This is a genomic window from Streptomyces mirabilis (assembly GCF_039503195.1).
GTDB classification, from domain to species: Bacteria; Actinomycetota; Actinomycetes; order Streptomycetales; family Streptomycetaceae; genus Streptomyces; species Streptomyces mirabilis_D.
In genome coordinates, this window is record NZ_JBCJKP010000001.1 from 3,371,029 (window position 1) to 3,384,807 (window position 13,779).

General features: G+C 70.9%; 11 protein-coding genes and 2 pseudogenes. 8 read left to right on the plus strand and 5 right to left on the minus strand.

Annotated features, from left to right (window positions below; genetic code table 11):
- Positions 1–55: 55 nt before the first annotated feature.
- Positions 56–1,093: a LacI family DNA-binding transcriptional regulator gene (locus tag AAFF41_RS15895; protein WP_319743650.1), complete on the minus strand. Its 1,038-nt coding sequence runs from the start codon at positions 1,091–1,093 to the stop codon at positions 56–58.
- 133 nt (positions 1,094–1,226) lie between these two features.
- On the opposite strand from AAFF41_RS15895, the gene AAFF41_RS15900 reads away from it, so the two are divergent.
- Complete coding sequence (locus AAFF41_RS15900; RefSeq protein ID WP_343324100.1) at positions 1,227–1,991, plus strand: SDR family oxidoreductase; 765 nt, start codon at positions 1,227–1,229, stop codon at positions 1,989–1,991.
- 94 nt (positions 1,992–2,085) lie between these two features.
- A complete protein-coding gene (locus tag AAFF41_RS15905) occupies positions 2,086–3,090 on the plus strand; it encodes a Gfo/Idh/MocA family protein (RefSeq protein WP_143607908.1) in 1,005 nt (334 codons plus the stop codon).
- A 125-nt stretch (positions 3,091–3,215) separates the two neighbouring features.
- Here the strand turns inward: AAFF41_RS15905 and AAFF41_RS15910 are convergent, their stop codons facing one another.
- On the minus strand, positions 3,216–4,106 hold the full coding sequence (locus AAFF41_RS15910; RefSeq protein ID WP_343324101.1) for an NmrA family NAD(P)-binding protein: 891 nt from the start codon (positions 4,104–4,106) through the stop codon (positions 3,216–3,218).
- A gap of 118 nt (positions 4,107–4,224) precedes the next feature.
- Between AAFF41_RS15910 and AAFF41_RS15915 the strand changes: the two genes are divergently transcribed.
- The gene (locus AAFF41_RS15915) at positions 4,225–5,037 is read left to right on the plus strand and encodes a LysR family transcriptional regulator (protein WP_319743658.1); all 813 of its coding nucleotides are present in this window, start codon (positions 4,225–4,227) and stop codon (positions 5,035–5,037) included.
- A gap of 56 nt (positions 5,038–5,093) precedes the next feature.
- Positions 5,094–5,950: pseudogene (locus tag AAFF41_RS15920) on the plus strand (helix-turn-helix domain-containing protein).
- Between the two features lie 60 nt (positions 5,951–6,010).
- Here the strand turns inward: AAFF41_RS15920 and AAFF41_RS15925 are convergent.
- The 3 genes and pseudogenes from AAFF41_RS15925 to AAFF41_RS15935 form a co-directional block, all read right to left on the minus strand.
- Positions 6,011–6,979 (minus strand): annotated as a pseudogene (locus tag AAFF41_RS15925) (SWIM zinc finger family protein); the annotation flags it as partial.
- A gap of 167 nt (positions 6,980–7,146) precedes the next feature.
- Entirely contained in the window at positions 7,147–8,721 is a 1,575-nt protein-coding gene (locus AAFF41_RS15930; RefSeq protein ID WP_319743662.1) for a sodium/solute symporter, read from the minus strand.
- Between the two features lie 26 nt (positions 8,722–8,747).
- Positions 8,748–9,203 (minus strand): DUF485 domain-containing protein, encoded by a 456-nt coding sequence (locus AAFF41_RS15935; RefSeq protein ID WP_319743664.1) that lies wholly within the window; start codon positions 9,201–9,203, stop codon positions 8,748–8,750.
- 512 nt (positions 9,204–9,715) lie between these two features.
- Between AAFF41_RS15935 and AAFF41_RS15940 the strand changes: the two genes are divergently transcribed.
- The 4 genes from AAFF41_RS15940 to AAFF41_RS15955 all read left to right on the plus strand — a co-directional run bounded on the left by AAFF41_RS15940 (position 9,716) and on the right by AAFF41_RS15955 (position 13,777).
- Positions 9,716–10,774: a lytic transglycosylase domain-containing protein gene (locus AAFF41_RS15940; RefSeq protein WP_425526129.1), complete on the plus strand. Its 1,059-nt coding sequence runs from the start codon at positions 9,716–9,718 to the stop codon at positions 10,772–10,774.
- 54 nt (positions 10,775–10,828) lie between these two features.
- Entirely contained in the window at positions 10,829–11,872 is a 1,044-nt protein-coding gene (locus tag AAFF41_RS15945) for an RNA polymerase sigma factor (protein WP_343324102.1), read from the plus strand.
- Between the two features lie 193 nt (positions 11,873–12,065).
- Positions 12,066–13,010 carry an ABC transporter ATP-binding protein gene (locus tag AAFF41_RS15950; RefSeq protein ID WP_343326298.1) on the plus strand — a complete coding sequence of 315 codons (945 nt, stop codon included), beginning with the start codon at positions 12,066–12,068 and terminating at the stop codon, positions 13,008–13,010.
- Positions 13,007–13,777: an MlaE family ABC transporter permease gene (locus AAFF41_RS15955; RefSeq protein ID WP_097226103.1), complete on the plus strand. Its 771-nt coding sequence runs from the start codon at positions 13,007–13,009 to the stop codon at positions 13,775–13,777. The genes AAFF41_RS15950 and AAFF41_RS15955 overlap by 4 nt, the downstream gene beginning before the upstream one ends.
- Positions 13,778–13,779 lie beyond the last annotated feature (2 nt).

A 13,779-nucleotide genomic window follows, 5' to 3' on the forward strand; every position in this document is an offset into this window, starting at 1 on the left:
GGTACGGGATCAGTCCGCCGCGGATGCGGGATCCGTCCCCGCGGCTAGGGGATTCTCACACCGGCGGCACGTTGTACGGCGGCATGTTGTACGGCGTCACCACCTGGATCGCCGACGGCAGGAACGGACCCTCGTCCGGCAGCGCCTGCTGGGCTCGCATGATCGTCTGGCAGGCGCGCCGCATGTCCTGGCGCAGGTCGTGGTGGAGTACCGCGGACAGTTTCCCCTCCGCCAGCAGCCGGGTGTTGTCGTGGTCCAGGTCGTGCGCGACGAAGGCCAGCACTCCCCGGCCGAGCGTCGCGAAGGCGTCGATGGTCGCGGTGTTGCCGCCGCCGATGGAGTAGACGGCGTTGATCTCCGGATCCCGCTCCAGAGCCGCCAGGACCAGGGCCCGCTGGGTGGAGTCCAGCCCGTCGCTGTCCGTGACCTCGACCAGTCGGCGCACGGGGCCGCCGCCGCGCATCCCGCTGCGGAAACCCATCTCGCGCTCCTCCTCGTTGCGGAAGGACCCCCGGCTGATCGTGACGAGCACATGGCCCGGACGGTCGGCGAGCCACTGGCGTATCAGGTAGGCGGCGGTGGCTCCGGCGGCCCGGTTGTCGATGCCGACGTACGCGAGTCGCGGGCTGCTGGGCAGATCCGTCACCAGCGTGACCACCGGGATGCCGGCCGCCACCAGCCGGCCGACCGCGGCGGTGACCTCGGGGACCTCCGGGGCCTTGAGGATCACTCCCTGAGAACCGCGCGCGGCGATCCTGTCCAGGTCCTTCACCAGCTCCGCCGCGGGGTCCGTCTCGCGGAAGTGGAACCGTGAGCGGACGATCGCCGGGTGCAGGGACGGCAGTTCGGCCTCCAGGGCGTCCCGTACCGCCGAGGAGAACCGCTCCGGGGTCTGCATCACGATGTCGATCATGAACGTGCGGCCGCCGATGCGGACCTGGGTGCGCTGCCGGTCCAGGTCCTTGATGGCCTGCTGCACCTCCCGCGCCGTGCTCTCGCGCACGCCGCCGCGATGGTTGAGGACCCGGTCGACCGTCGCCTCGCTCAGGCCGGCCTGCCGGGCGATCTCGCGGATCGTATACGGATGTCCCATGGCTTCCTTCGCTGCGTCCCGTGATCGCGGAGATCGATGAGGGGTTTTTGATGGTTCTCTGCGGATTGATTGACGGTCCCGGCCTCATGAGACTGGCAGAAATGTCACCGCGCCGGAAGGCGGCAGCACACTCATGAACCAACTGCTCGAGGACAAGGTCGTCCTCGTCAACGGCGGCAGCCAGGGCGTCGGCGCGGGCATCGTGCGTGCGGCGCTGCGCGAGGGCGCCACGGTCGCCTTCACCGGGCGGCGCACCGAGCTCGGCGAGAAGTTCGCCGCTGAGACCGGGGCCACGTTCGTACGGGCCGATCTGACCGATCCCGCGCGGGCGCGTGGCAGTGTCGAGCAGGTCGTGGCCGCCCACGGGCGGATCGACTGCCTGGTGAACGCGGCGGGGCTGACGTCGCGCGGCACGCTCCTGAACACCACGCCGGAACTGTTCGACGCGCACGTGGCGATCAATCTGCGGGCGCCGTTCTTCGCGATGCAGGCCGCCGTCCAGCATCTGGTGGAGCGCGGGGCGCCGGGCACCGTCGTCAACATCATCACGTCCTCCGCCCACGGCGGGCAGTCCTTCCTCGCCCCGTACGTCGCCGCCAAGTCCGGGCTCATGGGCCTCACCCGCAACGCCGCCCACGCGCACCGCTGGGACCGGGTCCGGATCAACGGCCTCAACATCGGCTGGACGGACACCGAGGGCGAGGAGGAGATCCAGCGCGCCTTCCACGGCGCGGGCGACGACTGGCGGGAGAAGGCGGCGAAGACCCAGCCGATGGGCAAGCTGGGCCAGGTCGACGAGATCGCCGACTTCGTCGTCTTCCTGCTCTCCGACCGCAGTGGCGTGGTCACGGGCTCGGTGATCGACTGGGACCAGATCGTCTTCGGCGGACTCGACTGATCCCCCGTCCCTCGCCGCACTCCCTCTCTCCCTCCTCCCCTCTCGCCCCTCCCCCCTCGGCGGGCACACCCTCACTGGCTTTAGGAGCAATCTCATGCGTATCGGCATCCTGGGACTGGGCCGGATCGGCGCCTTCCACGCGGCGACCCTCGCCGGGCTCGACGCGGTGGACACCCTGGTCGTCAGCGACCCGGTGGCGGCGGCCACCGCGGCCGCGGTGGAGCGGTTCGGGGCGACGGCGGTGGACTCCCCCGAGGCGGTGCTCGCCGCCGGGGTCGACGGCATCGTCATCGCGGCCGCCACCGACGCGCACCCCGCGCTCATCCTCGCCGCGGTCAAGGCGGGTGTCCCGGTGTTCTGCGAGAAGCCGGTGGCGCGGACCGTCGAGGAGAGCCTCGACGTGCTGGAAAGCGTCCGGGACAGCGGTGTCGAGGTGCAGATCGGCTACAACCGGCGTTTCGACGCGGGCTGTGTGGCCGCCCGCAAGGCCGTGGTGAGCGGCGAACTCGGCAAGCTGCACACCGTACGGTCCACCACGCTGGACCCGGCGCCGCCGCCCGCCGCGTACGTCGCGGTCTCCGGGGGCATCTTCCGCGACTGCAGCGTGCACGACTTCGACATCGTGCGCTGGGTCACGGGCCGCGAGGTGGTCGAGGTGTACGCGGCCGGTGGCAACCGGGGTGCCGAGTACATCGCCGAGGCGGGTGACGTCGACACCGCGTCCGCGATCCTCACCCTCGACGACGGCACCATCGCTCTGGTCTCCAACTCCCGCCACAACGCGCGGGGTTACGACGTCCGCCTGGAGCTGCACGGCATGCGCGACAGCATCGCCGTGGGCCTGGAGGACAAGCTGCCGCTGCGTTCCGTCGAGCCGGGCGCCACCTTCCCGGCGGGTCCGCCGCACGACTTCTTCATGGACCGGTTCGCCCCCGCCTACCGCGCCGAACTCACCGCCTTCACGGAGGTCGTCGCGGGCCGCGCCACCTCGCCGTGCACGGTCGCCGACGCCATCGAGGCCGGCTGGATCGCCGAGGCCTGCGCCCTTTCGCTGGCCGAGCACCGGCCCGTACGCCTGGAGGAGGTACGCGAGGCCTGACCGCCGGACGCGGCGGGGCCGGTCGGCGCGCCCGAAGACCCGGGGCCGCCGTCCGGGGCCCTCGTGCGTCGCGGCCGTCGTGCGGTGCGGCCGTCAGGCGGTGCGGCCGTCAGACGTCGCGGCCGTCAGGCGAGAACAGCCGGCTTGAGGATCTCCTCGCACCACTGCCGGAACGTGGTGGGGGTGGTGGCCTCCGGGGTGCGCGGCTCGGCGTTGTCGAGGCCACGGTCCTTGGCCGTCGCCATGTCCGCCATGCCCTGCGCCATCGCCTCGGACATCCCCCGCTGCTTCAGCGTGTCCCTGAACGACTCGACGGGGACGTACTGGAACCGCACCGGCCTCCCCAACACCTCGGACATGATCCGCGCCATGTCCTCGAAGGACAGGTCCTCGGGCCCGAGCACCGGCACCTCGCCCTGCCCGCTCCAGGAGCGGTCGAGCAGCAGCCCGGCGGCCACGGCGGCGATGTCGCGGGTGGCACAGGTCGGCGCCTTGAGGTCGCCGGCGACGGGCTGGAAGAACACGCCCTCGCTCCCGATCGCCTCGACCTGGCGCAGCAGGTTGTCCATGAACGAGGGCAACGTCAGCGCCCGATAGCCCACCCCCGTCCCCGCGATCAGGTCGTCCATCGCCAGGGAGGCCGACACCAGCCCGGCATTGCCGGGCACCCCGCGCCCCAGGGCCGAGATCCCCACGACCCGCCGAACCCCCCGCCGCTTGAAGGCGTCGCAAGCGGGCCTACTGAAGTCCACATAGACGTCCTCGACCCGCGCGGCCCGCGGATTCGGCGGCGCCAGCCAAAAGACGCTGTCCGCTCCGGCGAACGCCGCGTCGACGACGTCGGGGTCGCCGTGCGAGCCGACCACGACCTCGACCCGCTCGCGCACCCGCGGCGCGAGCCGGGAGGGATCGCGCGCGATCACCCGAACCGACTCCCCGCCGTCGAGGACGTCGCCCAGGACGATGTCGAGGACCTGGCGGCCGATCTGCCCGGTGGGCGTAGTGATGACGATCACGAAAAGGAACCTCCTGAGGAACGGCGAACGGGATGCCCGAACACCACACCCAGTCACTCTGCGCTCGCCGCACATCACGCGTCCAATACCTCTTCGGGCACATTGATACCCTCAGGGCATGGATCTGGACCTGCGCAAACTGCGGTACTTCACGGCCGTCGCGCAGCACGAGCACTTCGGCCGCGCCGCCCGGCAACTGCACATCGCACAGCCCGTACTGAGCCGTCAGATCCGCGCGCTGGAACAGGAGTTGGGCTGCGCGCTGCTGGTGCGCACGACCCGCAGCGTGCGTCTGACCCCGGCCGGCCGGCAACTCTACGAAGACGCGCCGGGCGTACTCGCCGCCGCGCAGGCCGCCACCCGCCGGGTGCACGGCGCCGCCCGCGCCGACCGTCTGGTCGTCGGCTTCGCCCCCGGTCTGAGCGTCTCCCCCGCGATCCTCGCGTTCACCCGGACCCACGCCGACGTCGAGATCGAGCTGCTCCACCTGAACTGGTACGAGAAGGGCGAGGCGCTCCGGGACGGCCGGGCCGACGTCGGCTTCCTGCGCCACCCCTTCGACGCGGAGGGGATCCACACCATCCCGGTGGGCAGCGAACCGAAGGTCGTATGCCTCCCCACCACGCACCCCCTGGCGTCCCGCCGCCGGCTGACCCTGGCCGCCCTCGACGGCGAGACGATCCTGGACTTCCAGGCGCGCCGCACCGCGACGGTGGAGGAGAAACTCGAACTGGTCGCGGCCGGGCGCGGCATAGCAGTTCTGCCACGCAGCGTCGCCCGCTCCTACTCACGCCCCGACCTCGTGAACCGACCGGTGACCGACGTCCCACCGACCGAGATCTGCCTCGCCGTACTCGAGGGCCGCCGCGACGGACTCCTGAACGACTTCCTGACCACCGCGACACACGCGCTGTCCGAACACCACTCCTGAAGCCCCCTCCGGGGTGAACCACCCCGTTTCCTGCGAGAGTTGCGAAAATAGGGGCCATGACGCGCAACGCATCCACCGAACTGGGCGAATTCCTCAGGGCCCGGCGCGCGGAGCTCACCCCCCGTTCCGTGGGACTGCCCGGCGGGACCGTCCGGCGGCGGGTGCCGGGTCTGCGCCGGGAGGAAGTGGCCATGCTGGCCGCGATCAGCACCGACCACTACACCCGCCTGGAACAGGGCCGCGTCCAGGCGTCCGAGCCCGTCCTGGACGCCATCACCCGCGTCCTGGACCTGGACGAGGACCAGCGCGCCTACGTGTTCGAGCTGGCCGGCAAGGAGCCCGCGCGCCCGCGCCCGCAAGGCGTGCAGAAGGTCCAGCCGCAGTTGCGGCGGCTGCTCGACGACCTCGCCTCCCTCCCCGCCATGGTCCTGGGCCGCCAGATGGACGTACTGGCGTGGAACCCCCTGGCCGCAGCCCTGGTGGGCGACTTCGCCCAGCTCCCGGCGGAGGAACGCAACTACGCCCGGATGGTCTTCTCCCCCGCCATGCGCGAGCTGTACGCGGACTGGGAGACCACGGCCCGCACGACGGTCGCCCAACTCCGCATGGAGGCCGCCCACAACGCCGGCTCCCCCGCCTCACCACCCTCGTGAACGACCTCTCCGAGCAGGACCCCGACTTCCGCCGCTGGTGGGCCGCCCACCACGTGGCCGCGCGCACCACCGGCACCAAGACCCTCAACCATCCGATCGCCGGCACCCTCGTCCTCGAATGGGACACCCTCACCGCCACCACCGACCCCGACCAACAACTCATCATCTGGACGGCCGCCCCCGACACCCCCACCCAGGAGGGGCTGCGGTTCCTCGCGTCGTGGGCGGCGGGGGGCCGGGAGGCCGGGCGGGGCACCTAGGGTTGAAACCACCCCGGGCCTGATGGGTGAGCTGGGGCGTGTGGCTGCCGCCGTCCCTGCTCACGGACCGTGTTGCTCCATCAGGCGCATGAGGTTCCGCTTGCGTTTCTGGGTGGCGCGCAGAGCGGTGACGTACGCGCTGAACTCGTCCGGTGTGCCCAGACGGCGGTGGCAGTCGCGCATGCCGAGCAGCATGCTGACGAGCTGCTCGTATATCGCGTTGCCGGTCTGCTGCGTAAGCGGCTCGGCCAGGCGCAGGTAGACGCCGAGTGCGTCGGCGGGACGGGCTGCGCAGGCCTGGTCGGCGAGTGCGAGCCACTGTCGGTCGTGAGCACCGGCTTCGGTCGCGGCCTGCCAGGCGGCCTCGACATCCTTGTCGTCGAGCAGGGCGTCGACCAGGACGGGCCCGCCGTACCAGCCCCCGTGCCGCCGCCCCGCGTCCTCGCGCAACAGCGCCAGGGCACCCGCGCGTTCGGCCGGCCAGCAGTCGGCGGCCCGCGCGGCGGCGCGCAACTGCTGGTAAGCCGGCAGGGTGTGGCGAGCGCCGAAGTGGTCGCGGCGCAGGCTGACGGCGTCGGGGAGCCGGGCCGCCCGCGCGTAACGCTCACAGAGATCGTCGACGAGGGCGGTGTCGACGGCGCCGAGGTCCCGGACTTCCTGGATGCCGCGTTCCGCCCAGCGCAGCGCCTCGTCGGAGCGTCCCGCGACGTCCAGCTCGCGGGCGATGACCAGATGCGTGTGACCGTTCGCCGCGAGGTCGGCCGCGTGCACGGCGATCACCGCGTCGACGTCGCCTCCCGCCTCGGCCAACCGCTCCATGAGGTACTTCTCCGCCCAGCCGGTGCGCTTGCGCCGCCACGCCCGGGTCACCAGCTCCCGCAGGACGGTCATCCCTCCTTCGCCGAGGACATCCGCGTAGTCGAGCGGATCGATATCGGTGATGCCGTCACACTCGCCGAGCACACGGCCGACCAGCCAGCGGGCCAACTCCTCCGGGTCGGGGCGCGCCACACGGCACGCGTCGAGATGGACACCGCGTCGAGGTATCCGAGCCCGCGCTCGAAGGAGCGGCCGCCGGCCAGCGCTTTGAGGTTCGCCTCGGTGAGGCCGCGCCTACTTCTATCCACCCTGACCAGGTTACGTACGTGATGTGCCGTCAGCTCAGGGATGGGCAGGACACGAGCCCTAGGCGCAATTCAGCTTCCTCGTCTTGCCGCTCCCGCCAGAATCCATGCTTCGACCGCCTCGTACTGCTGGCGCTGTTCCTCCGCCTTCTGCCGCCCGGAGATCTTTGTCCCTGTCCAGCCGAGAGCGAAGCCCAGGGGTATGGAGACAAGGCCGGTGGTGGTGAACGGGAACCAGTTGAAGTCGGAGTGCGGGAAGGCGGAGAAGGGGGAACCGGAGACGAGGTTGGTGCCGGTCATGAGGACGAGGGTGGCGAGTGTGCCGCCGATCAGGGTCCACAGCAGACCCGTGCGGGTGTAGCGGCGCCAGAAGAGGCTGTAGACCAGTGCCGGTGCGAGTGCGGATGCACCGATGGAGGCCGACAGCAGAGCCAACGGCTGCAGATTGTGATGCTGGACGAGGGTGGCCAGCAGGATGGTGGGGGCGCCCACCGCCAGGGCGGAGACCCGGGCGATGGTCATCTCGCGGCGGGGAGTCGTATCACGGTGCGCGAGCAGGTCGTGCGCGAGGGTGTTGGCACAGGCCAGGATCATGCTGGCGACCGATGCGAGCAGGGTGAGGAAAAGCGCCGTTGTGACCATGGTGAACAGGAACGTTTCGGACGTCGAAACACTCGTTCCGAGCGCGGCCCGTGAGCCCAGCAGATACGCGGTCCTGCCCGTCGGGTCGGCACCGGCGATCGTCGTGCGCCCGATCAGCGCCGCTGCCCCGATGCTGACGACCGTGCAGATCAGCATGAACAGTGCGACGCACGACACAGCCCAGGACATCGACCGGCGCACCTGACGGGCACTGGTCGCGGTGTACATGCGCATGGTGACGTGCGGCAGGCAGGCGCCCCCGAGGATGACGGTGAGCTCCGAGCTGATCATGTCGAGCCGAGGGCTGGGGCCACCGGCGAACTGGAGACCGGAGTGCAGGAAGGCCGACCCCACGCCGCTGTGCGCTGCCGCGGCGGAGAACAGCTTGCCCAGGTCCCAGTCGAACTGCCGCAGAATCAGCGCGGCCACGACCGCGCCGGAGCCGAACAGCATCACGATCTTCAAGACCTGGATGAGGGCTGTGCCCTTCATACCACCGATCACCGCGTAAGTGATCATCAGTGCGCCGATCCCGACGATGCATCCGGTCTTCAGCGAGTCACTGGAAAAGCCAAGGATGAACGCCAGCAGATCACCGGTGCCGGCGAGCTGGATGAGCATCATCGGCAGCAGGGCCGCGATCGTCGCCACACACGCGGCGATGCGCACCTTGCGGCCGGGCATCCGCCGCGCAAGCACGTCGCCCATGGTGAACCGGCCCGCGTTGCGCAACGGTTCGGCCAGCAGGAACATCAGCAGCATGAGGGAGAGGGCGATGCTCAGTGCCAGGACGACGCCGTCGTACCCGTCGAGCGCGATCACCCCGCCTGTGGACAGGACCGTCGCCGCGGAAATGTAATCCCCGGCGATGGCAAGGCCGTTGCGCATCGGCGACAGCGACCCGTACCCGGTGTAGAACTCGTCGAGGTCGTCACCGTCAGGTCCTGTCATCACGCACAGCAGCAGGATGATCGTAGCGACCGCCGTGAATGCCACCAAAGACATTGCTTGCGTGGAACTGCTGAAGCCGCTCACCGAGCCGCTCCCCGCTTCACGTCCAGCTCGGCGTGCTTGCGAATGCGGTCCGCAATCGGGTCGACCCTGCGGCGCGCGGCGTGCTCGTAGAGCCCGACCGACAGGCAGGTGACGGGTACCTGGAGCAGCCCGAGAAGCAGCCCCGTGGACAGGCCGCCCGAGACAGTGCCCGTCATCAACGACGGCGCGAACGCGGACAGCACAAGAAAGAGCGTGAAGTACCCGAGCGCCGTGAACGTCGCCACGCGCCGCTGGGTGCGGTAGGCGCGGCGCAACACACGTAGGTCGCTGTGGTGACCGAGCCCCGTATCGGGCGACGTCGCCCCACTGTCGAACTCCTGATGCTGCTGCCACGCGTAGATGACATCGGAAGAGGCGAAATGAGGCGCGGGGCGGTACGGCGCTCCTGACCGGCGCGGCTGGTATGCGGGATAAGGGAACGGCTCTGGCATCCCGATTCTCCTCATGCGACTCATGGACCCATACGGGACCGAAGGGAAGCGGGGGGTGGGCGCACGCTACCCAGCAGGTATGGACCTGCGCCAGGCTCTGGCCAAACTGAACAGTTGGTATGCAGCAGATCGATGGCTGTATCAACTACTTCTGTTCGGCGCCGGGAATCATGGGCCCGTCGTACCGCGAGTTCCACCGACGAGACGAGGGCGGATCCGCGATCAAGGACGCGCGGCCGAGGAGCTCATCGAGCAAACCGGGCTCGGTGCGGCTTGCGGGGGTCAAGTCCTCCGCCGGGCCGCGCAAACACTGGCCTGACACCGCGAAGCGCTCGCGTCGGCACCCACGCGTCCGCCGGGTCCTCGCGACCGCACCGCCCCGGCCGCTCGGGGAGATCTTGGCGGAGGCGCGTGCGGACCCCGTTTCCCGAAATCGCCCGGCTCCGTGCGACGGACCCGCCGCCCCGCCCCGTAGAGCAGACGACATCAGCTCACAGCGAGGGGAGCGCGACGTGGCAGGGCACAGAGTCAGAGGCGCCAGGGGTACGGCGGTCGCGGCGGCGGCCATGGCGGCGCTGACCGCGTCACAGGCGCCGGGGGCGGTCCCGGCACGGGCTTCCGTACCCCCGCGGCAGGCGCCCGCCGAGCAGGGGCCGAGCGTGTCGGGCGACACGCGGTACCGCACCGACCTTCCGCTGCTGCGGACCCGGGAACGCGAGGGCGAGGCGTCGGTGGCGGGCGCCGCGCTGCCGGCGAGCGTGTTCGCCGCCTACCGGCACGCCGAGGCGGAACTCGCACGCGCCGCGCCCGGCTGCCGGCTGCGGTGGCAGTTGCTGGCCGCGATCGGCCAGGTCGAGTCCGGGCAGGCGCGCGGCGGTCGGGTGACGGCGGACGGTACGACCGTGGCGCCCATCCTCGGGCCGCGGCTGGACGGCGGCGCCTTCGCCGTCGTGCGGGACACCGACGGCGGCGCGTACGACGGGGACGCGGCCTACGACCGGGCGGTCGGACCGATGCAGTTCATCCCGTCGACCTGGGCCCGCTGGGGCACGGACGGCAATGGCGACGGGCGGGCCGACCCGGACAACGTCTTCGACGCGGCGCTCGCCGCCGGGCGCTACCTGTGTGCGGGCGGACGAGACCTCTCCGACCCGGCCGAGCTGGACCGGGCGGTCCTCGGCTACAACCACGCGGAGGCGTATCTGCGCACGGTCAGGGCCTGGTACACGTACTTCCTGGAAGGCTACCGGGTGGTGCCGGACAGCTCCGCGGAGTCCTCGGCGCACCCGGAGCCGTCGCGGCCGCCGTCCACGCCGAAGCCCTCACCGACACCGTCCGCCCGTCCGGGCGCCGCCCCCTCCCCGAAACCGTCCGCACGTCCCTCGCCGACCCCCGGCCCGTCCCGTCCGGCGGGCGGGGCCACTCCGACGGAGAAGCCCCAACTCCCCTCGCCCGGCACGGACATCGAACTGCCCGGCGACGACCTGCTGCCCAGCGGCGGTCCGCTGACCAGTAACAGCGGGGACTCGACGACCTCCGCCCCCTCCACAACCGCGACTACCGGGCGGTAATGTCACCACCCGCCGGACGGCACAGGACCGGCGGGTGAGCGCAAAGGGGCCCTCATGGCGACGCACATGCCGGACATGCCTGCGGAGATACAGGCGGCCCACGACCGTTGGCAGCGCATGTGGAGCCACCGCGAGCAACTGCTCAAGGTGGCCCGGCGCAGGTCGATGAGCCCGGAGGACGCCGAGGACGCGGTGCACGAGGCCATGCTGCGCGCCGCGGAGCGCCCCGACCTGGACGACGAGCGCCTCGGCGGCTGGCTGACGACCGTGACCATGCGGCTGTGCGTCGATCGGCATCGCCAGGTCAACCGTGAGGCCGAGGTACACCGCAGCCCGACGCTCGCCGCGCCGGGTCCGGTGCCCGTCGAGGAGGCGGTGTGCGACCGGGCCGAGGCCAAGTGGCTGGCCGTGCGGAGCGGGGAGCTGCCCGCGCGCCAGGCCGAGGCGCTCCGGCTGAAGTCCGACGGCCTCGACGTCGGACAGGTCGCCGTGCGCATGGGGCTGAGCTATCGCACCGTCGAGTCGCTGCTCGCCCGGGCCCGGCGCACGCTGCGCAACTCGCTGGCCGGAACGCTGGGCCTCGCCCTGTTCCTGTGGGGGCGCGGCAAGCTGCGCGCGGGCGGACACGCGCAGGCCGTGGCGGTGACCTCGACGGCCGCGACCCTGGTGGTGGCGGGGTTCGTGTTGCCGTACGTCCACGGCGGGGACAGCCAGGGCACGGCTCCCCGCCCCTCCGTGTCCCGCATGGCCCAGGTGACCAAGCAGACCGTCCGGCCCGACGGCGTCGGCCGGGTGGCCGCCCCGAACGCCCGTGATCTGTCGGCCGTCTCGGCGTCCCACGCGGCGACGCCGACGGTGCCGCCCGGCGATGGCGACCGGTCGTTGCTGCCTCTGTCGGTGCCACCGCTGCCGGACGCCTCGCTGTCACCCGTGCCGTCCGTCCCCGACGTCCCCGGCGTGTCCGACCTGCCGAGCGTGCCCGGCCTCCCCGATCTGCCGGCCACGTCCACGGTCCCGACGACGCCTCCGGCCCTCCCGGAGGCCTCCGCCACGTCCTCCGCCCCGGTCGACGTACCGACCCCGACCGCGCTGCCGTAGAACCGCCGGAAAGCTGCCGCAGAACCGCCGGGAAAAGGACTGCCGTAGAACCAGCGGAGAACGCGCGGCCGTCGAGCCGCCGGAAACCCGGCCGCAAGACCCCCGAAAAAAAACCGCCCCCGTCGCGACGGACGCCCGGCCCCTCCCCGTAGAGCAGATGTCGGAGCTGCTCCACGGCCGAAGGGTGGACCGGATGGGTGTCGAGATCTGTGTGGAAGGGCTGACCAAGTCCTTCGGTCACCAGGTCGTCTGGCAGGACGTCTCGCTGACGCTGCCCGCCGGGGAGGTCTCGGTCATGCTCGGCCCCTCGGGCACGGGCAAGTCGGTGTTCCTCAAGACGCTCGTCGGACTGCTGAAGCCGGACCGGGGTTCCGTGAAGGTCGCGGGCCGGGACGTCACCAGGCTGCGCGAGCACGAGCTGTACGAGGTGCGGAAGCTGTTCGGGGTGTTGTTCCAGGACGGCGCGCTGTTCGGCTCGATGAGCCTGTACGACAACATCGCTTTCCCGCTGCGCGAGCACACCCGCAAGTCCGAGAGCCAGATCCGGCGCATCGTGCTGGAGAAGATGGACATGGTCGGGCTGATCGGTTCGGAGGGGAAGCTGCCCGGCGAGATCTCCGGTGGGATGCGCAAACGGGCCGGGCTGGCACGTGCGTTGGTCCTCGATCCGGAGATCATCCTGTTCGACGAACCGGACTCGGGCCTCGACCCGGTGCGCGTCGCGTACCTCAACCAACTCATCGTCGACCTCAACGCGCAGATCAACGCGACGTTCCTGATCGTCACGCACGACATCGCCTCGGCCCGCCAGGTGCCGGACAACATCGGGCTGTTGTTCCGCCGTGAGCTGGTCATGTTCGGGCCCCGCGAGGAGCTGCTGACCAGCGATGAGCCCGTCGTACGGCAGTTTCTGAACGGCCGGATGCAGGGGCCGATCGGGATGGCGGAAGAGAAGGACGCCGCGCAGGTCGAGCAGGAGCTGGCGCGGCTCGGCGACGCGGACCGGAAACCCCGCCACGTCGGCAACGACATGACGCCGCGCCTGATGCCGGGCCCCGGCATCGCCCGTCCGCCCCGCTGGGAGGCGATCGCGAGACGCGAGGCCGAGCTGCACCGGAAGGCGGTGACCGGCGCATGAGACTGTCACCCACCGGGGCGCTGAGGCACTCGGGGAACCTCTTCGCGATGGCGCTGGACGTCGTCCGGACCATCCCCCGACGGCCGTTCCAGGCACGGGAGTTCATCCAGCAGGCCTGGTTCGTCGCGAGCGTCACCATCCTGCCGACGGCCCTGGTGTCCATCCCCTTCGGCGCGGTCATCGCGCTGCAGATCGGCAGCCTGACCCGGCAGCTCGGCGCCCAGTCCTTCTCCGGGGCCGCCTCGGTCCTCGCGGTGCTGCGGGAGGCCTCGCCGATCGTCACCGCGCTGCTGATCGCGGGCGCCGGCGGCACGGCGATCTGCGCGGATCTCGGGGCGCGGAAGATCCGCGAGGAGATCGACGCGATGCAGGTGCTGGGCATCGACCCCATCCACCGGCTGGTCGTCCCGCGGGTCCTGGCGTCGATGGTGGTGGCGGTGCTGCTCAACGGCCTGGTGTCGGTGGTGGGCGTCGCGGGCGGCTACTTCTTCAACGTCGTCCTGCAGAACGGCACGCCGGGCGCGTATCTCGCCTCCTTCACCACGCTCGCCCAGCTCTCCGACCTGTGGGCGGCGGAGATCAAGGCGCTGGTGTTCGGCGCGATCGCCGCGATCGTCGCCTCGTACAAGGGACTCAACGCGAAGGGCGGCCCGAAGGGCGTGGGCGACGCGGTGAACCAGTCGGTGGTGATCACCTTCATGTTGCTGTTCGTGACGAACTTCGTGATGACCGCCGTGTACTTCCAAGTCGTTCCGCAGAGGGGCTGAGT

Excerpts from the sequence above, each read along its gene's own strand:
- AAFF41_RS15895 (WP_319743650.1), bottom strand. The coding sequence starts at position 1,093 with ATGGGACATCCGTATACGATCCGCGAGATCGCCCGGCAGGCCGGCCTG.
- AAFF41_RS15900 (WP_343324100.1), top strand. The coding sequence starts at position 1,227 with ATGAACCAACTGCTCGAGGACAAGGTCGTCCTCGTCAACGGCGGCAGC.
- AAFF41_RS15905 (WP_143607908.1), top strand. The coding sequence starts at position 2,086 with ATGCGTATCGGCATCCTGGGACTGGGCCGGATCGGCGCCTTCCACGCG.
- AAFF41_RS15915 (WP_319743658.1), top strand. The coding sequence starts at position 4,225 with ATGGATCTGGACCTGCGCAAACTGCGGTACTTCACGGCCGTCGCGCAG.
- AAFF41_RS15930 (WP_319743662.1), bottom strand. The coding sequence starts at position 8,721 with ATGTCTTTGGTGGCATTCACGGCGGTCGCTACGATCATCCTGCTGCTG.
- AAFF41_RS15935 (WP_319743664.1), bottom strand. The coding sequence starts at position 9,203 with ATGCCAGAGCCGTTCCCTTATCCCGCATACCAGCCGCGCCGGTCAGGA.
- AAFF41_RS15945 (WP_343324102.1), top strand. The coding sequence starts at position 10,829 with ATGGCGACGCACATGCCGGACATGCCTGCGGAGATACAGGCGGCCCAC.
- AAFF41_RS15950 (WP_343326298.1), top strand. The coding sequence starts at position 12,066 with ATGGGTGTCGAGATCTGTGTGGAAGGGCTGACCAAGTCCTTCGGTCAC.
- AAFF41_RS15955 (WP_097226103.1), top strand. The coding sequence starts at position 13,007 with ATGAGACTGTCACCCACCGGGGCGCTGAGGCACTCGGGGAACCTCTTC.